A 16,826-nucleotide genomic window follows, 5' to 3' on the forward strand; every position below is an offset into this window, starting at 1 on the left:
AAGTTTGCATAACAGCACGTTTCGGCGGAACCCCGAGTGGCCCGGATCGCGTTGACTCAGGAGGCTGCCGGACGTCCGCACCCGGCCGCACGGATCGGGAACCACTGCGGAAATGCGGACAGGGAGGTGCGGCGTGGCCACGCTGCTCGCCGATGCGGGAGCCGGTTCGGGCGACCCCGACCTCGGCCTGCTCAAGGCAGTCAACAGCCTGGCCGCCGACGCGCCCGGCTGGCTGGACTCACTGGTCGCCTGGACCGCCGAGTACGGCATCCTGCTGGGCCTGGCCGCGATCGGACTGACCGCCTGGCTGAGCGCCCGCCGCCGCCCCGACGCGCCGGTCGCCGTCGCCGGGGTGCTGTGGGCGCCCATCGCGGTGGCCATCGCCGAGCTCGCCAACCTGCCGATCTCGGCCATCGTCGACCGGCCCCGCCCGTTCGTCGACCACCCCGAGATCGACGTGCTGGTGCCCGGCAAGGAGGACACCCTCTCCTTCGTCAGCGACCACTCCGCGATGTCCATGGGCATCGCCGTCGCGCTGTTCCTGGTCAACCGCAAACTCGGGGTGGCCGCCGGCGCGCTCGCCCTGCTGCAGGGCTTCTGCCGGATGTACGTGGGCGTGCACTACCCGACGGACGTGATCGGCGGCTACGCGCTGGCCACCGCCGTGGTGCTGCTGCTCGCGCCGATCGCGATGGCCGTGCTGGTGCCGCTGTGCCATGCGCTCTCCCGGACGGCGCTGCGACCGCTGGTGGTGGCCAAGGCCCCGGCGGCGGCCGGTGGTCGGCGCCGCTCGGCCGGGCAGGCCGGCGGCCGGACGAGCCGCTCGGGCCGGCGTGCCGACCGCGACCGGGAGTCCGACCTGGCGGCCTGACCGCCGCGGGAAGGCCCGGTCAGTCGGTCGGCTCCGGGTCGGTCAGGTGCTCGGCCGCGTCCCGCCGGGCCCGGTCGCGGGAGCGCCGCCCGGGCGCGAACCAGCCGCAGTCGCACTGGGCGAAGCAGAAGGAGCCGCGCTCCACCACCTCGGGTCGATGGTCGCTGCGCGCTGCCACGCCGGTCGTCTCCGGCTGCCGGTCTGCCACGTCCTTCACGGTAGCCGTCTCCTGTCACACGCCGGTACGTGTTCGGCGAAGGGTCAGTCGCGCGTAACCTTCCGGACCCCAACTCGTTTGCCTGGCAGGCGCGCTGTCCATCCGGGGCGGCTGCCGGCCGGGTCGTCCGGGGCCAGGGGGTTGTCGAAGACGTGAAGAAGCTCTACCGGGCCGCTGCCGCGGCCGCGCTCGCCGGCGTGCTGACCGCCTGCACCGGCGGTGGGCAGAACCAGGACAGCTCCACCGACCGGCTGTCCGCCGACCCGCTGACCGCGGTGCGCTCCGCCGCCGACATCACCGGCCGCACCGGCTCGGCGCACGCGTCCACCGAGCTGAGCACCGAGTCCGCCGAGAAGAAGACGGTGTTCCACGGCACCGGCGGCTACGACTACGTGAAGCGGCTGGGCCGGCTGGAGATCGACGTCCCGTCCGGGGCCGCCACCAGCGGGAGGATCGTCGAGGTGGTGCTGCCCGGCACGGTCTACCTGCAGAACAGCGGCGCCAAGATCCCCGAGGGCAAGTGGGTCAAGCTGGACGTCCGCCAGCTCCCGGACGGCAACCTGGTGAGCTCGGGCGCCACCGACCCGGCGTCCGCCGCGGGCGCGCTGCGCGGCGCGCAGAACGCCGAGCTGGTCGGTGCAGAGACGGTGAACGGCGTGGAGCTGAAGCACTACAAGGGCACCCTGGACTTGGTGAAGGCCGCCGACGCGACCGGCGGCCGCGGCGCGGACGGCCTGCGGATGGCCGGGCAGACCTTCACGGTCAAGGAAGTCCCGTACGAGGTCTGGCTGGACGGCCAGGGCCGGCTGCACAAGGTGGTGGAGAACTTCACCTTCGCCGGGGTGGCCGGCTCCACCGCCGCGAAGGACCAGGTGAAGGTGGTCTCCACGCTGTCGCTGACCGACTTCGGCAAGCCGGTGGAGGCCGCCGAGCCGTCCGCCGCCGACCTCTGGTCGATGCCGGCCTCGCCCTCCCCGAAGTGACCGTCCCACCCGTTTCGGACACCAGAGATGGCCCGTCCGTGCCATGTGGCCAGGCCTCCCGCTGCCTACGCTGGTACGGGGGCGGGTCGGCACGGACGGGGCGCGGAAGGGGTGGAGGCCAATGGCAACCGGGGAGAGCGGCACCGGCGGCCACGACAGCACCGCGCTGGACGAGATCGACCTGGCCGGTGAGCTGATGATCGCCGCCTCGGCCAGCCGCGCCGAGCGGCTGGCCGCCGAGCAGATCGACCAGGTACTGCTGCGCAGGGACGACGAACAGCCGGCCGACACGGACGGCTGAACGGACGTCAGGAGTCAGGGCGTCAGGTGCGGAGCAGTCGCGCGATGGCCGCGCTGGCCTCGGAGACCTTGGCGTTCAGCTCCTCACCGCCGTCCTCCGCGGCGGCGGCGGCCGCCACGCAGTGCGCCAGGTGCTCCTCCAGCAGGACCAGGGCGAAGGACTGCAGCGCCTTGGTCGAGGCGGAGACCTGGGTGAGGATGTCGATGCAGTAGACATCCTCGTCAACCATCCGCTGCAGGCCGCGGATCTGACCCTCGATCCGGCGCAGTCGCTTCAGGTGTGCTTCCTTGTCGCTGCTGTAACCGTGCGGCCCGGCGCCCTGCGCCGCTCCGTGGCACGCCGGTGCGATGTCGGTGCTGGGGGTGTCGATGGTGGTCATCCCGGTCCGCCCTCTTGGTTTCGGTACTCGGCCCTCCCCCAGCCTTCGGCCGGGAGGTACCCCCAGTCTCCAACATCCGGCGCCGGTCCGGTGTTCCGCCGTCCGGGCGTCAGGGCACAGATCCCCGTGCAGAGCGGGAGCAAACCGGCGTGTCGTGGGCCACACTTAGGGCGCGCGTCGGCAGCCCCGTGCCCGGACATGGCGGACGTGCGCCTAGCATCGTCAAGTACCGACCCCGCACATCGGAGATTTCCGTGCGTTTTAGCCTGACCCCGAAGGAGACGAGCTTCTACGACATGTTCGCCGCCGCGGCGGAGAACCTTGTCGTCGGATCGAAGCTCCTGCTGGAACTACTGGGCTCGGACGTGTCCGCCCGCGCGGAGATCGTCGAGCGCATGCGCGCCGCCGAGCACGCCGGGGACGACACCACCCATGCGATCTTCCACCAGCTGAACTCCTCCTTCATCACGCCGTTCGACCGGGAGGACATCTACGCCCTGGCGTCCTCGCTGGACGACATCATGGACTTCATGGAGGAGGCCGTCGACCTGGTCGTGCTGTACGACATCGAGACCCTCCCGAAGGGCATCGAGCAGCAGATCGAGGTGCTGGCCCGGGCCGCCGAGCTGACCGCCGAGGCGATGCCCAACCTGCGGTCGATGTCGAACCTCACCGAGTACTGGATCGAGGTCAACCGGCTGGAGAACCAGGCGGACCAGATCCACCGCAAGCTGCTGGCCCACCTGTTCTCCGGCCAGTACGACGCGATCGAGGTGCTGAAGCTCAAGCAGGTCGTGGACGTCCTCGAAGAGGCCGCCGACGCGTTCGAGCACGTGGCCAACACGGTGGAGACCATCGCCGTCAAGGAGTCCTGAGCTCCGTGGACATGGCAGCACTGATCGTCGTCATCGGCGTCGCTTTCTTCTTCACTTACACGAACGGCTTCCACGACTCCGCGAACGCGATCGCCACCTCGGTCTCCACCCGGGCGCTGACCCCCAGGGCGGCGCTGGCGATGGCCGCGGTGATGAACCTGGCGGGCGCCTTCCTCGGCAGCGGGGTGGCGAAGACCGTCTCCAAGGGGATCATCGAGACCCCGACCGGTTCCCAGGGCATGGCGATCCTGTTCGCCGGCCTGGTCGGCGCGATCGCCTGGAACCTGGTGACCTGGTACTTCGGCCTGCCGTCCTCCTCCTCGCACGCCCTGTTCGGCGGCCTGGTGGGCGCGGCGCTGGCGGGCGGTACCGAGGTGATCTGGCACGGGGTGGTCGAGAAGATCATCCTTCCGATGATCATTTCGCCGATCGTCGGCCTGGTCGGCGGCTTCCTGGTGATGCTGGCGATCCTGTGGATCTTCCGGAAGGCCAACCCGCACAAGGCCAAGCGCAACTTCCGGGTGGCGCAGACCGCCTCGGCGGCCGCGATGGCGCTGGCGCACGGCCTGCAGGACGCCCAGAAGACCATGGGCATCGTGGTGATGGCGCTGACCATCTCCGGCCACCAGTCCGGCAACGGCATCCCGATCTGGGTGAAGCTCTCCTGCGCCACGATGCTCTCGCTGGGCACCTACGCGGGCGGCTGGCGGATCATGCGCACCCTCGGCCGGAAGATCATCGAGCTGGACCCGCCGCAGGGCTTCGCCGCCGAGGCCACCGCCTCCACGGTCATGTACATCACCTCGTTCGTCTACGCGGCGCCGATCTCCACCACCCACGTGATCACCTCGGCGATCATGGGTGTGGGCGCCACCAAGCGGGTCCGGGCAGTCCGCTGGGGCGTGGCGAAGAACATCGTGATGGGCTGGTTCATCACCATGCCGGCGGCGGCGATCGTGGCCGCCGCGATGTACGGACTGGTCGACCTGCTCATCCTCTGACCGCACGTCCGTACCGCGGCAGAGCGGAAGGGCCCGCCCCCACAGCACGGGGGCGGGCCCTTCTTCGGCTCCGCGGCGGCACCGCCATGCAGCACCGCGGAGCAGCTGGTGCGCTCCGCCGCCGGAGGGCGGCGGAGCCGGTCAGCCGAAGCGGCCGGAGATGTAGTCCTCGGTGGCCTGCACCGACGGGTTGGAGAAGATCCGCTGGGTGTCGTCCAGCTCGATCAGCTTGCCGGGCTGGCCGACGCCCGCCAGGTTGAAGAACGCGGTGCGGTCGGAGACGCGCGCCGCCTGCTGCATGTTGTGGGTCACGATCACGATGGTGAACTGCGACTTCAGCTCACCGATCAGGTCCTCGATGGCGAGGGTGGAGATCGGGTCGAGGGCCGAGCAGGGCTCGTCCATCAGCAGCACCTCGGGCTCGACCGCGATCGCCCGGGCGATGCACAGGCGCTGCTGCTGGCCGCCGGACAGGCCCGCGCCGGGCTTGTTCAGACGGTCCTTGACCTCCTTCCAGAGGTTGGCGCCCTGCAGGGACTTCTCCACCACGCCGTCCAGGACGGACTTCTTCTTCACGCCGGCCAGCCGCAGGCCGGCCACCACGTTGTCGTAGATCGACATGGTGGGGAACGGGTTGGGCCGCTGGAACACCATGCCGACCGAGCGGCGGACGGCGACCGGGTCGACGTTCGAGCCGTACAGGTTCTCGTCGTCGAGCATCACCTTGCCCTCGACCCGGGCGCCGGGGATCACCTCGTGCATCCGGTTGAGGGTGCGCAGGAAGGTGGACTTGCCGCAGCCGGAGGGGCCGATGAACGCCGTCACCGAGCGGGGCTCGATGGTCATCGAGATGTCCTCGATGGCGCGGGTGGAGCCGTAGTACGCGGACAGTCCGCTGACGTCGATGCGCTTGGCCATGATCTTTCGTCTTCTCTCGTCTGTTCGTACGTCAGTCGGGGTCAGCGTCCGCCCTTGGGCGCGCGCCAGCGGGCGATGCCTCGGGCGATGAGGTTGAGCCCCATCACGAAGGCGATCAGCACCAGCGCCGCGCCCCAGGCGCGCGAGTAGCCGAAGTCGTTGTTGACCTGCGAGTACTGCTGCCAGATGTAGAGCGGCAGGGACTGCTGAGGTCCGTTGAACGGGTCGCTGTTGATGAAGTCGGCGCCGAACACCAGCATCATCACGGGGGCGGTCTCACCGGTGATGCGGGCGACCGCCAGCATCACACCGGTGGTGATTCCGCCGATGGCCGTCGGGAGGACGATCCGCAGGATGGTCTTCCAGCGCGGCACGCCGAGCGCGTACGAGGCTTCCCGCAGCTCGTTCGGGACGAGCTTGAGCATCTCCTCGGTCGAGCGGACCACGACCGGCATCATCAGGATCGCCAGCGCGAGGCTGCCGGAGAAGCCCGAGTACTGGAAGCCGAGGAGGATGTTCCAGAGCGAGAGGATGAACAGACCGGCGACGACCGACGGGATGCCCGTCATCACGTCGACGAAGAAGGTGACCGCCTTGGCGAGCCGGCCGCGGCCGTACTCCACCAGGTAGACGGCGGTGAGCAGGCCGATCGGTGCGGCGATCAGGGTGGCCAGCAGGACCTGCTCGATGGTGCCGATGATGGCGTGGTAGATGCCGCCGTCCGGGCTGAGGGTGGCGACGACGCCCTTCATCGAGTGGCTGAGGAACTCGGGGCTGATCGCCCCGATGCCCTGCTGCACGGTGTAGAAGGTCAGCGAGACCAGCGGCACCACGGCGCAGATGAAGGCGACCCACACCAGCGAGGTGGCGAAGCGGTCCTTGGCCTGCCGGCGGCCCTCCACCGAGGCGGAGACGGCGTAGCTGGCGACCAGGAAGAGCAGGGCGGAGATCAGGCCCCACTGCAGGTGGCTCTTCAGTCCGGCGACGGCGCCGAAGCCGCAGCCGAGGAGGATCGCGGCCACGGCGATCCCGGCGGGCGCCCAGCGGGGCAGCCGGGCCGCGGTCAGCCGGTGGCTGAGCTGCGGAGCGGTGGCGTCGGTGACGGTGGTGACGGTACTCACGCGGCGGCCCCCGAGTACTCCTTGCGGCGGGCGATGATGACGCGGGCGGCACCGTTCACCAGCAGGGTGATCACGAACAGGACGAGACCGGAGGCCATCAGGGCGTCCCGGCCGAGCGGCTGGGCCTCGTTGAACTTCAGCGCGATGTTCTCCGCGAAGGTGCCGCCGCCCGGGTCGAGCAGGTGCAGCGACAGCTTGCTGTTGGTGGACAGCACGGTGGCGACCGCGATGGTCTCGCCGAGCGCGCGGCCCAGGCCCAGCATGGACGCGGAGATGATGCCGGGGCGGCCGAACGGCAGCACCGCGGTGCGGACCATCTCCCAGCGGGTCGCGCCCAGCGCGAGCGCCGCCTCCTCGTGCATCCGCGGGACCTGCCGGAACACCTCGCGGGTGACCGCGGTGATGATCGGCAGCACCATGATCGCCAGCAGGATGCCGACGGTGAACAGGTTGCGCGGCAGGACGCCGGCGCTGGACTGGTCGAAGATGTACGTCCAGCCGAGGTACTGGTCCATCCAACTGGTCAGGCCGTCCATGTGCGGGACCAGGAACAGCACGCCCCACAGGCCGTAGACGATCGACGGGACGGCGGCCAGCAGGTCCACCAGGTAGGCGAACGGCTGGGCGATCCGGCGCGGCGCGTAGTGCGAGATGAACAGCGCGATGCCGACCGCGACCGGGACCGCGATGAGCATCGCGATGAGGGCGCTGACCAGGGTGCCGAAGGCGAGCACGGCGATGCCGAACACCGGTGTCGCGGCGTCCGGCGTCCACTCGAAGGTGGTGAGGAAGTTGCCCTCGTTCTTGCCCAGGGCCAGGGCCGAGCGGTAGGCCAGGAAGCCTGCGATGGCGGCCATGATGACCAGCAGCAGGACGCCCGCACCGCGGGAGAGGTTGAAGAACACGGCGTCACCGCGACGGCTGTCGCGGCGTCGTGGGGTCCGTCCCCGCGCGTCGGCGGGGGAGGAAGAAGTCATGATCGTTTACTCCGGTCTGGCGGCGCTGCCCCGCGGAGGGCGGCACCTTGGCGGCGGTGCCCCGGACGTTCTGATGGTGGGTGTTACGGGTGGTGCGGTGGGCGCAAGGCCCGGCCGGGCAACCCCTCCCCCTCCTTCGGGGGCCGCCCGGCCGGGCGTCGCTCAGCCTCAGGCGAGGGCGTCGATCTGGGTCTTGACCTTGCCGGCGAGCTCCTTCGGCAGCGGCACGTAGCCGACCGCACCGATGGCCTGCTGGCCCGCGTCGCTGACGGTGTAGTTCAGGAAGGACTTCAGGGCCGGCAGGGTGTCGGCCTTGTTGCCCTTGTCGCAGACGATCTCGTAGGTGACCAGGGTCAGCGGGTAGGCACCCTCGGCCTTGGTCGCGTAGTCGATGTCCAGCGCCATGTCCGCGCCGGTGCCGGTGATCTTGGCGTTGGCCAGCGTGGTGGCGGCGTTGGCGGCGTTGGCCTCGACCGGCTTGGAGGCACCGGTGGCGATGGCGGCGCTGTTCAGCTTGTTGGTCTGGGCGTAGGACAGCTCGACGTAGGAGATCGAGTTCTTGGCCTGCTTGACCTGGGCCACGACACCGGCGGAGCCGTTCGCGGACTGGCCGCCCTGGCCGGACCAGCTCTTGGCGGCCGGGTACTTCCAGTTGCCGCCGCCGGCCTTGGCCAGGTAGGCGGTCAGGTTCTGGGTGGTGCCGGAGTCCTCCGAGCGGTGGATCGCCTGGATGTCGGCGGCCGGGAGGTTGACGCCCGGGTTCAGGGCGGCGATCTCCGGGGCGTTCCACTTGGTGATCTGCGAGTCGAAGATCTTCGCCAGGGTCGGGGCGTCCAGGGTCAGCTTGTCGACACCCTCGACGTTGAAGACGATCGAGATCAGGCCACCGACCATCGGCAGGTCGATGCCCTGGCCACCGGTGCAGACGGCCTTCGAGGCCTCGATCTCGGTCGCCTTGAGGGCACCGTCGGAACCCGCGAAAGCGATCTTGCCCTGGTTGAACTGGGTGACACCCGCGCCGGAGCCGCCGCCGCTGTAGGTCAGGCTGGTGCTGGAGCAGGCGCCGCTGTAGGCGGCCTTCCAGACCTCGATCGCCGGGGTCTGCGCGGTCGAACCGGCCGCCAGCAGCTGGCCGCCCTTGTCGGAGCAGGCGATCTTGGCGGCCGGGGCACCGGCGGACGAGCCGCCCGCGTCGGGCTTGGAGTTGTCGTCCGTGCCGCAGGCCGACAGCGACAGCGTGGAGACGAGCGCGACGGCACCGATGGCGAGGGCCTTGGAGCGGCCGTTCCGCAGGTTCACAGGGTGTCCCTTTCTGAGGCAATACCGGTCTCCGAGTGACCGGATTTGCTGTGGTCCGGGGCCCTTCCGGCCCTCCGGTAATCCCGAAGTTAGGCAGGACAGGTGACGCGTCAGCCCGTCACAAATGAACGGGGAGTGAACCTCGGACGGATGTCAGGAAACCTTGGCCAGTAGTAACGGTTGCGTCACAGGTCGGGCGCGGGCAGATCACCCGTCCCGGCAGGGCGGACCCCCGAACCGAGCGGGGCCGGGCGCTCAGCCGGGCAACAGCTCCAGCAGCGCGTCGATCAGCACCCGGTCACGGGGGTGCGTCAGCCGTTCCTTGGCGCGCCGCGGCGGCAGCCACTCCAGCCGGTCCACCTCCCGGTTCGGCCGGAAGGATCCGCCGGTCGGCACCGCCGCCCAGTACCTGACCTCCTTCGGGCGGCCCTGCACCAGGTAGTGCTGGGTCGGCAGCTCCGGGCCCAGCAGGCAGCGCATCCCGGTCTCCTCCCGGACCTCGCGCAGCGCCGCCGTCCGCCAGCCCTCGCCGGGGTCGAGCTTGCCCTTCGGCAGGCTCCAGTCGTCGTACTTGGGCCGGTGCACCAGCGCCACCCGCGGCTTCTTGCGGCTGCCGTCCTTGCGCAGCGGACCCGGCACCCACAGCACCGCGCCCGCCGCCAGCACCGTCGAGCGGGGCCCGGCCGCCGGGCGGCGGTCGGTGCGGGCGCCGCCCGACCGGGGGTGGGCACGGTCGGACGGCGACGGGTGATCGGGGAGCTGTGGCACGCGATCCATCCGGGTCGGGGAGCGGGGTTCAGTCCGACGGCACGGCGAACGGGCCGACCAGCCCGGACGCCACCGCCGGCCACTGGCGCCCGAAAGCGTACCGGGCGGCCTCCACGTCCAGCCGCTGATCGGCGTGCACCACACCCAGCACGTACGCCGTCGCCGGGGTGATCCGTGGCGTGCGGGCGGCCGCGGCGACCGTCGCCGCCGCGTCCGACGCCTCCTGATGGCAGCCCAACACCCGGTCCAGCTCCAGCAGTTCACCGTCCGGCGCATTGCACACCGCCAGCGCGTACCGGGCCCGCTTCACCAGGATCCGGGCCCGCAGCCACGGCGCGTCGTCCGCCGCCAGCGCCACGTCCGCCGGGTCCCCCGCACCACGCGGCACCGGCACCGTGTCCGCCGGGGCCGCACCCAGCCGGTGCAGGCCCGCCCCGGCGTACGCCTGCGCGGAGCGCTGCCAGGGCAGCCGCTCGGCCGCCGCCACCAGCGCCTCCAGCGCCGCAGCGGTGCGCGGCAGCAGCGCCACCGCCGGCTCGGCGGCGGCCTCGGGCAGCAGCGGCACCTCGCCGGCCAGCAGCGTCATCCGGTCGGCCAGCGCGTGCAGCCGGGCCGAACGCAGCTCCTGCAGCAGCGCGGTGTGCGAACGGGTCCGGGCCAGCGTCAACTGCCGTTCCAGCAGCGCCCGGGCCTTCGGCGCGCCCGGGTGGCCGGCCAGCATGCCGGCCCCGTCGGGGGCGGTGTCGGCCAGCGAGTCGACGGCGCCGAGCAACCGGTCGGAGCGGCGCCGGTAGCCCGGTTCCTGGCTGAGCAGGTCGACCAGCCAGCGCAGCTCGGTCCGCGACTCCTGCGCCCACGCCGGATCGAAGACCGGCCCGAAGGTGTGCAGCGCGCCGCCGATCCGGCGCACCGCGCGCAGCAGGTCGTCCGCGGCCTGTGCCGACGCCGGGAGCGCACCCGGTCTGGAGCCCGCCTCGCCGACCGCCTGCGGCAGGGCGCGCAGAAACACGCCCGCCTGTGCGGTCAGGTAGCCGGCAAGGACCTCCCCGGCGGTCGCGGCGCGCGCCACCGGGGCCGTCGTCGGCGCATCGGTCATGGCTGTGGCTCTCCCCGATTCCGTCCCCGGGCCTGCCCCGGGGCTGCATGCCGCCCGCGCCGGGAGGGCTCCCGGCGCGGGCGGGGTGCCGCTCAGCGTGCGGCGGCGGAGCCGCGGTTGCGGCGGCGTGAGTCGATCAGCAGGTCCTGGACGTGCCGCAGCGGGCGGCCCTCGGCGTCCTGCGCGTGGCGGATCCAGGTGCCGTCCGGGCCGAGGTGCCAGGAGTCGGTCTCGTCGGAGACGCCGAGGTCCAGCAGCCCGTTCAGTTCGGCCCGGTGCGCCGGGTCGGTGACCCGGACCAGCGCCTCGATCCGGCGGTCGAGGTTGCGGTGCATCATGTCGGCGCTGCCGATCCACACCTCGGGGTCGCCACCGTTGCCGAACACGAATATCCGGGAGTGCTCCAGGAACCGGCCGAGGATGGACCGCACCCGGACGTTCTCGCTCAGCCCGGGCACGCCCGGCCGGATCGCGCAGATGCCGCGCACCCACACGTCCACCGGCACCCCGGCCTGCGAGGCCCGGTACAGCGCGTCGATGACCACCTCGTCGACGATCGAGTTGACCTTCATCTTGACGAAGGCCGGCCGGCCGGCGCGGTGGTGCGCGATCTCCCCGTTGATCCGGGCGACCAGGCCGTCGCGCAGCCCGCGCGGCGCGGTCAGCAGCCGCCGGTACGACTCGCGGCGCGAGTAGCCGGACAGCCGGTTGAACAGGTCGGAGAGGTCCGCGCCGACCTGCGGGTCGGAGGTCAGCAGGCCCAGGTCCTCGTACAGCCGGGCGGTCTTCGGATGGTAGTTGCCGGTGCCGACGTGCGAGTACCGGCGCAGCGTCTCGCCCTCCTGCCGGACCACCAGCGACAGCTTGCAGTGCGTCTTCAGCCCGATCAGGCCGTACACCACGTGGCAGCCGGCCTCCTCCAGCTTGCGGGCCCACTTGATGTTGGCCTGCTCGTCGAAGCGCGCCTTGATCTCCACCAGGACCAGCACCTGCTTGCCGGACTCCGCGGCGTCTATCAACGCGTCCACGATCGGCGAGTCGCCGGAGGTGCGGTACAGCGTCTGCTTGATCGCCAGCACGTGCGGGTCGGCGGCGGCCTGCTCCAGGAACGCCTGCACCGAGGTGGAGAACGAGTCGTACGGGTGGTGCAGCAGCACGTCGCGCTCACGCATCGCGGCGAAGATGTCCGGTTGCGAGGCGGACTCAACGTCGATCAGGCCGCGCGCGGTGCCCGCCACGAACTTCGGGTACCGCAGCTCGGGGCGGTCCAGGTCGGCGATGCCGAACAGGCCGGTCAGGTCGAGCGGGCCGGGCAGCGGGAAGACCTCCGCCTCGGTGATGTTCAGCTCCCGCACCAGCAGGTCCAGGATGTACGGGTCGATGGACTCCTCGACCTCCAGGCGCACCGGCGGCCCGAAGCGGCGCCGCATCAGTTCCTTCTCCAGCGCCTTCAGGATGTTCTCGGTGTCGTCCTCCTCCACCTCCAGGTCCTCGTTGCGGGTGACCCGGAACGCGTGGTGGGCGAGCACCTCCATCCCCGGGAACAGCTCCTCCAGGTGGGCGCCCATCACGTCCTCCAGCGGCACGTACCGCTGCGGCGAGGCCTCCAGGAAGCGCGACAGCAGCTGCGGCACCTTCACCCGGGCGAAGTGCTTGTGCCCCGACACCGGGTTGCGGACCACCACCGCCAGGTTCAGCGACAGTCCCGATATGTACGGGAACGGGTGCGCCGGGTCCACCGCCAGCGGCGTCAGGACGGGGAAGATCTGCTGCCGGAACAGCGTGTGCAGGCGGCTCTGCTCGGTCTCCGCCAAGTCCGGCCAGCGCACCAGCTCGATGCCCTCGGCCGCGAGATCCGGCAACACCTCCTGCTGGAAGGTGGCCGCGTGGCGGGCCATCAGTTCACGCGAGCGGCGCCAGATCAGGTCCAGCACCTCGCGCGGCTGCAGCCCCGACGCCGACCGCTGGGCGACCCCGGTGGCGATCCGGCGCTTCAGCCCCGCCACCCGCACCATGAAGAACTCGTCCAGGTTGGACGCGAAGATCGCCAGGAACTTGGTGCGCTCCAGCAGCGGGATGTTCGGGTCCTCGGCGAGCTCCAGGACCCGCTCGTTGAACGCCAGCCAGCTGCGCTCACGGTCCAGGAACCGGCCCTGCGGCAGCTCCGCCTCCTCCGCGCCGCGCCCGTCCGTGCCGCCCGCCAGGAACACCGCGGGCAGCGCGGTGGCCGCCCGCACCGGCTCGGTCGGCACCGCCGAATCGGCCTTGGCCCGCGGCTCCCTCGCCGGGTCCTTGACCTTCACCTGGTCCTTGGCCTTCGCCGGGTCCTTGACCGCGGACCTACCGCCGGACCGGGGCCCGGCTTTCGCGGGCCCGGCCTTCGCGCCCGGCCGGACGGTCGGCTTCTGCTCGATGCTGGACTCGGCCGCAGCCGAATCGGAGACGGGGCGCGGGATGCTCATCTGTTCCAGCTCCTCCTGCAGGACGCGGGCCGGGCGGGACGAAGGACACGCCTCCGCTCGCTGCTCGTCCTCGTCGACCAGCGGCCACCCACCCGGCGCAGCCGGAACCGGCCCGGCCGGACGGCGGGTGGAGCGGTGACGCGGACGGGGCAATACGGACGACATTCTGTGATCTTCGCGGCGCCAATTGAATCCACGGTAAACACCGCATGGCCGGGAGGAAAGCTGAGTCCGTCACCCCTGTGGCAGTTACCGGACGGCCCCGTCCGCCCGGCACCTGCCCAGCTCCCGGCCGGCACCCGCCCGGCACCTGCCCCGCTCCCGGCCGGCACCCGCCCAGCTCCCGGCCGGCTCAGCGGCCTGCCGACGGCTCCCAGCGGTACATCAGGTCCACCTCGTGGACGGCGAAGCCCAGCCGCTCGTACACCCGGACGGCCGCGGCGTTGTCCGCGTCCACGTACAGCATCACCGTCGGCAGGCCGCGTTCCAGGATCAGGTGCCGCAGGCCCGCCGCGGTCAGCGCCTTGCCCAGACCGCCGCCCTGCTCCGCCGGGTCCACGCCCACCACGTACACCTCGCCCAGGCCGTCCGGCTGCGTCTTGGTCCAGTGGTAGCCGACCAGCCGGCCCTCGCGCTCCGCCAGGAAGAAGCCCTTCGGGTCGAACCATGGCTCGGCCATCCGCTCCGCCAGGTCCTGCTCCGTCCACGAGCCCTGCTCGGGGTGGTGGGCGAACGCCAGCGCGTTCAGCGCCAGCCAGGCCTGCTCGTCGCGGCCCGGCTCGAACGTCCGCAGCTCGACGCCGGCCGGCAGCGGAACCGGCCCCGGCGCCTCGGCGGTGCGCCGCATCTGCCGCAACTCCCGCACCAGCACCGCCCCGTGGACCTCGGCCAGGTGCCGGGCCGCCGGGAGGCCGCCGTGCGCCCAGAAGTTCAGCTCGCCGTCCGCACCGGCCAGCACCTCGCGCACCAGCGACCCGCCCAGGCCGCGGCCGCGGTCGGCCGGGGCCACCGTCAGCTCGACCGTCCCGGGCCGCTCGCCCTCGACCTGGGCGTACCCCGTGATCCGGTCGTCCGCCAGCTGCACCAGGTGCCGCACCCCCGGGCGGGGGCTGTCGGGGCGAATGCGCAGCCGGCCCGCCTCCGAGACCGCCTCCCGACCGTCCGCCCGGGCCGCCTCCGCCAGCAACTCCCGCACCGCCTCGGCCTGTTCCGCCGTCAGAACATCGACGCGTTCGACCCGGCCGTCGCCTGACGTGTTCTCAGAAGTCTGCATACTGCCGAGCGTACGTCCTCCGGCCCCCTTTCAGGAGGCCGCCTCGTCCGCGCCCACGACCGGCCAGGCCAGCAGGGCCAGCTCGGCCGTCGCCGCCAGCTCCGCCTGGTCCGCGCCGTCCCGGGCGCGCTGCGACATGCCCTGCAGCACCGCACCGAAGTACCGTGCCAGCGCGGCCGGATCCGCCTCGGGCGGCAGCTCGCCGAACCGCTGCGCGGTGGACAGCCGTTCCTCGAACGCTGCCAGGTTCGCGTCCCGCAACTCCCGCAGGAACACCGCCACTTCGTCGTCCTGGGCGGCCACATTGGTAGCCGCACTGATCACCAGGCAGCCCGCCGGATGCTCCGGGTCCGAGTAGATCCGCGCCGCCTCCCGCAGGATCCGGACGAACGCCGCCCGAACGGTCGGCTCCTCGGCGAACGCCAGCCCCACGAACTCCCCCACCGGGGACTGCTGATACCCCCGCACCACCTCGCGGAACAGCGACTCCTTGTCGCCGAACGCCGCGTACAGGCTGCCCGACTTGATCCCCATCGCCCCGGTCAACTCCCCCACCGAGGTCGCCTGGTAGCCCCGCTCCCAGAACAACCTGGTCGCCGCCGCCAGCACCGCCGCCCGGTCGAAGGCCGGCGGGCGGCCTCGTCTCGCACCTGCGCTCGTCGTCATGGCACCCATTTTAGAGCGACCACTCAAAAAGTGCGTGAGGCCATGCTACGGTCTTTCTTGAACGGTCACTCAACAAATGAGGGATGGGTCAACCACCATGTCTGCACGCGTACTTGACGGCAAGATCGCCCTGGTCACCGGTGCCTCCCGCGGCATCGGCCGTGGCATCGCCGAACGCCTCGCCCAGGACGGCGCCACCATCGCCCTCGGCTACGCCCGTGACCACGAGGCCGCCACCACCGTCCTGGAGAAGATCCGCGCCAACGGCGGCAAGGCCTTCCTGGTCCACGCCCCCCTCGGCAGCCACGGCGACGCCGCCCGCCTCTGGGAGGCCTTCGACCTGGCCGGCCGCGAGTACACCCCCGACGGTGGGCTCGACATCCTGGTCAACAACGCCGGCATCGGCCGCAGCTCCGCCCTCGCCGACCTCACCGAGGACGAGTTCGACGAGGTCTTCGCGGTCAACGTCCGTGCGCCGTTCTTCCTCACCCAGCAGGCCCTGCCCCGGCTCCGCGACGGCGGGCGCATCATCAACATCTCCAGCGGCGTCGCCCGCATCGCCATGCCCGAGATCATCGCCTACAACGCCACCAAGGGCGCCCTCGACAACTTCACCCTCAACCTCGCCGCCCAGCTCGGCCCCCGCGGCATCACCGCCAACTCCGTCCGCCCCGGCATCATCGACACCGACACCAACGCCTCCTGGCTCCGCGGCAACCCCGCCGCCCAGGCCCACGCGGCTTCCCGCTCCGCCCTCGGCCGCATCGGCCGGCCCGACGACGTCGCCGACATCGTCGCCTTCCTCGCCACCCCCCACTCCCGCTGGATCACCGGCCAGACCATCGACGCGACCGGCGGCTCGCACCTCTGACCTCCGCGCGCCGTAGTGCAGAATCACGGCGTGATCACTGAAGAACGCGCTGCGCAACTGGTCGAGGCACTGTTGGAGAGACGACGCGGAGAGGTGGCCTGGATGGCGCTGGCGCCGGAACTCGCCATTCTCCGCGTGGAGGAACACCCCCACGGCTGGCTGGTCTTCTGGCAGTCGGCGGAATTCGTCCGCACCCGGGACAGGCACACGGCCCTGATCGGCTCCGGCCCCTACCTGGTGGACCGTCAGGACGGCAGCATTCACCACATACCGACCACCACCTACGTCGGTGGCGGCTGGGAGGAGCTCTACCTCCGGCAGGTCAAACACGCCCAGGCGGACGCCGGGGCCTCCGACGAGCCGCGGACGGATCGTCGACTTCCCATCGAGACCCTTGCCGGCCCGATCCTCTGAAAGTCCGAGAATGCGAAAAAGCCCCCCGCCGTGAGGCGGGGGGCTTTCCCTGAAGAATTGTTCGGCGGCGTCCTACTCTCCCACAGGGTCCCCCCTGCAGTACCATCGGCGCTGTGAGGCTTAGCTTCCGGGTTCGGAATGTAACCGGGCGTTTCCCTCACGCTATGACCACCGAAACACTATGAAACTGTCCACCGGAGTGGGTCGTTGTTTCAGAACAACACAGTGGACGCGAGCAACTGAGGACAAGCCCTCGGCCTATTAGTACCGGTCAACTCCACCCCTCACAGGGCTTCCATATCCGGCCTATCAACCCAGTCGTCTACTGGGAGCC

18 protein-coding genes and 2 rRNA genes are annotated in these 16,826 nt (G+C 71.1%); 7 read left to right on the forward strand and 13 right to left on the reverse strand.

The window, feature by feature from the left end; translation table 11 throughout:
- Positions 1-133 precede the first annotated feature (133 nt).
- Positions 134-871 carry a phosphatase PAP2 family protein gene (locus tag ACZ6R9_RS10440; RefSeq protein WP_380488725.1) on the forward strand — a complete coding sequence of 246 codons (738 nt, stop codon included), beginning with the start codon at positions 134-136 and terminating at the stop codon, positions 869-871.
- Between the two features lie 19 nt (positions 872-890).
- Here the strand turns inward: ACZ6R9_RS10440 and ACZ6R9_RS10445 are convergent, their stop codons facing one another.
- Positions 891-1,088 (reverse strand): hypothetical protein, encoded by a 198-nt coding sequence (locus ACZ6R9_RS10445; RefSeq protein WP_380488726.1) that lies wholly within the window; start codon positions 1,086-1,088, stop codon positions 891-893.
- A gap of 152 nt (positions 1,089-1,240) precedes the next feature.
- Between ACZ6R9_RS10445 and ACZ6R9_RS10450 the strand changes: the two genes are divergently transcribed.
- Positions 1,241-2,071, forward strand: coding sequence for an SCO4651 family lipoprotein (locus ACZ6R9_RS10450; protein WP_380488727.1), 831 nt, complete (start codon positions 1,241-1,243; stop codon positions 2,069-2,071).
- A 121-nt stretch (positions 2,072-2,192) separates the two neighbouring features.
- The gene (locus ACZ6R9_RS10455) at positions 2,193-2,372 is read left to right on the forward strand and encodes a hypothetical protein (protein ID WP_380488728.1); all 180 of its coding nucleotides are present in this window, start codon (positions 2,193-2,195) and stop codon (positions 2,370-2,372) included.
- A 22-nt stretch (positions 2,373-2,394) separates the two neighbouring features.
- On the opposite strand, the gene ACZ6R9_RS10460 is transcribed toward ACZ6R9_RS10455, so the two are convergent.
- Complete coding sequence (locus ACZ6R9_RS10460; RefSeq protein ID WP_380488729.1) at positions 2,395-2,751, reverse strand: metal-sensitive transcriptional regulator; 357 nt, start codon at positions 2,749-2,751, stop codon at positions 2,395-2,397.
- A 254-nt stretch (positions 2,752-3,005) separates the two neighbouring features.
- Here ACZ6R9_RS10460 and ACZ6R9_RS10465 point away from each other — a divergent pair, with 254 nt between their 5' ends.
- Together ACZ6R9_RS10465 and ACZ6R9_RS10470 are read left to right on the forward strand one after the other, a co-directional pair.
- A complete protein-coding gene (locus tag ACZ6R9_RS10465; RefSeq protein ID WP_380488730.1) occupies positions 3,006-3,626 on the forward strand; it encodes a DUF47 domain-containing protein in 621 nt (206 codons plus the stop codon).
- A gap of 5 nt (positions 3,627-3,631) precedes the next feature.
- Positions 3,632-4,627, forward strand: a complete 996-nt coding sequence (locus tag ACZ6R9_RS10470) for an inorganic phosphate transporter (protein ID WP_380488731.1) — start codon at positions 3,632-3,634, stop codon at positions 4,625-4,627.
- Between the two features lie 141 nt (positions 4,628-4,768).
- Here the strand turns inward: ACZ6R9_RS10470 and pstB are convergent, their stop codons facing one another.
- The 9 genes from pstB to ACZ6R9_RS10515 form a co-directional block, all read right to left on the reverse strand.
- A complete protein-coding gene (gene pstB, locus ACZ6R9_RS10475) occupies positions 4,769-5,545 on the reverse strand; it encodes a phosphate ABC transporter ATP-binding protein PstB (protein ID WP_380488732.1) in 777 nt (258 codons plus the stop codon).
- A gap of 41 nt (positions 5,546-5,586) precedes the next feature.
- Positions 5,587-6,666 (reverse strand): phosphate ABC transporter permease PstA, encoded by a 1,080-nt coding sequence (pstA, locus tag ACZ6R9_RS10480; RefSeq protein WP_465537659.1) that lies wholly within the window; start codon positions 6,664-6,666, stop codon positions 5,587-5,589.
- Positions 6,663-7,643, reverse strand: a complete 981-nt coding sequence (gene pstC / locus ACZ6R9_RS10485; RefSeq protein ID WP_380488734.1) for a phosphate ABC transporter permease subunit PstC — start codon at positions 7,641-7,643, stop codon at positions 6,663-6,665. Before pstC ends, pstA begins: the two co-directional genes overlap by 4 nt.
- Positions 7,644-7,811: 168 nt before the next feature.
- Positions 7,812-8,942: a phosphate ABC transporter substrate-binding protein PstS gene (pstS, locus tag ACZ6R9_RS10490; RefSeq protein WP_465537662.1), complete on the reverse strand. Its 1,131-nt coding sequence runs from the start codon at positions 8,940-8,942 to the stop codon at positions 7,812-7,814.
- Between the two features lie 255 nt (positions 8,943-9,197).
- Positions 9,198-9,710 carry an NUDIX hydrolase gene (locus ACZ6R9_RS10495; RefSeq protein ID WP_380488736.1) on the reverse strand — a complete coding sequence of 171 codons (513 nt, stop codon included), beginning with the start codon at positions 9,708-9,710 and terminating at the stop codon, positions 9,198-9,200.
- 28 nt (positions 9,711-9,738) lie between these two features.
- Positions 9,739-10,806 carry a CHAD domain-containing protein gene (locus ACZ6R9_RS10500; protein WP_380488737.1) on the reverse strand — a complete coding sequence of 356 codons (1,068 nt, stop codon included), beginning with the start codon at positions 10,804-10,806 and terminating at the stop codon, positions 9,739-9,741.
- A 92-nt stretch (positions 10,807-10,898) separates the two neighbouring features.
- Positions 10,899-13,268 carry an RNA degradosome polyphosphate kinase gene (locus ACZ6R9_RS10505; protein ID WP_380488742.1) on the reverse strand — a complete coding sequence of 790 codons (2,370 nt, stop codon included), beginning with the start codon at positions 13,266-13,268 and terminating at the stop codon, positions 10,899-10,901.
- Positions 13,269-13,620: 352 nt separating this feature from the next.
- Positions 13,621-14,541 (reverse strand): mycothiol synthase, encoded by a 921-nt coding sequence (gene mshD, locus ACZ6R9_RS10510; protein ID WP_465537665.1) that lies wholly within the window; start codon positions 14,539-14,541, stop codon positions 13,621-13,623.
- 30 nt (positions 14,542-14,571) lie between these two features.
- Positions 14,572-15,207 carry a TetR/AcrR family transcriptional regulator gene (locus ACZ6R9_RS10515; RefSeq protein WP_380488739.1) on the reverse strand — a complete coding sequence of 212 codons (636 nt, stop codon included), beginning with the start codon at positions 15,205-15,207 and terminating at the stop codon, positions 14,572-14,574.
- Between the two features lie 97 nt (positions 15,208-15,304).
- Here ACZ6R9_RS10515 and ACZ6R9_RS10520 point away from each other — a divergent pair, with 97 nt between their 5' ends.
- Together ACZ6R9_RS10520 and ACZ6R9_RS10525 are read left to right on the forward strand one after the other, a co-directional pair.
- Entirely contained in the window at positions 15,305-16,078 is a 774-nt protein-coding gene (locus ACZ6R9_RS10520; protein WP_465537667.1) for an SDR family NAD(P)-dependent oxidoreductase, read from the forward strand.
- Positions 16,079-16,108: 30 nt separating this feature from the next.
- Positions 16,109-16,492, forward strand: a complete 384-nt coding sequence (locus ACZ6R9_RS10525) for a YrhB domain-containing protein (RefSeq protein ID WP_380488741.1) — start codon at positions 16,109-16,111, stop codon at positions 16,490-16,492.
- A gap of 59 nt (positions 16,493-16,551) precedes the next feature.
- Here the strand turns inward: ACZ6R9_RS10525 and rrf are convergent.
- Both rrf and ACZ6R9_RS10535 read right to left on the reverse strand, forming a co-directional pair.
- A 5S ribosomal RNA gene (gene rrf, locus ACZ6R9_RS10530) occupies positions 16,552-16,668 on the reverse strand.
- Between the two features lie 65 nt (positions 16,669-16,733).
- A 23S ribosomal RNA gene (locus ACZ6R9_RS10535) occupies positions 16,734-16,826 on the reverse strand; the annotation flags it as partial.

This window comes from Kitasatospora sp. NPDC048662 (genome assembly GCF_055587065.1).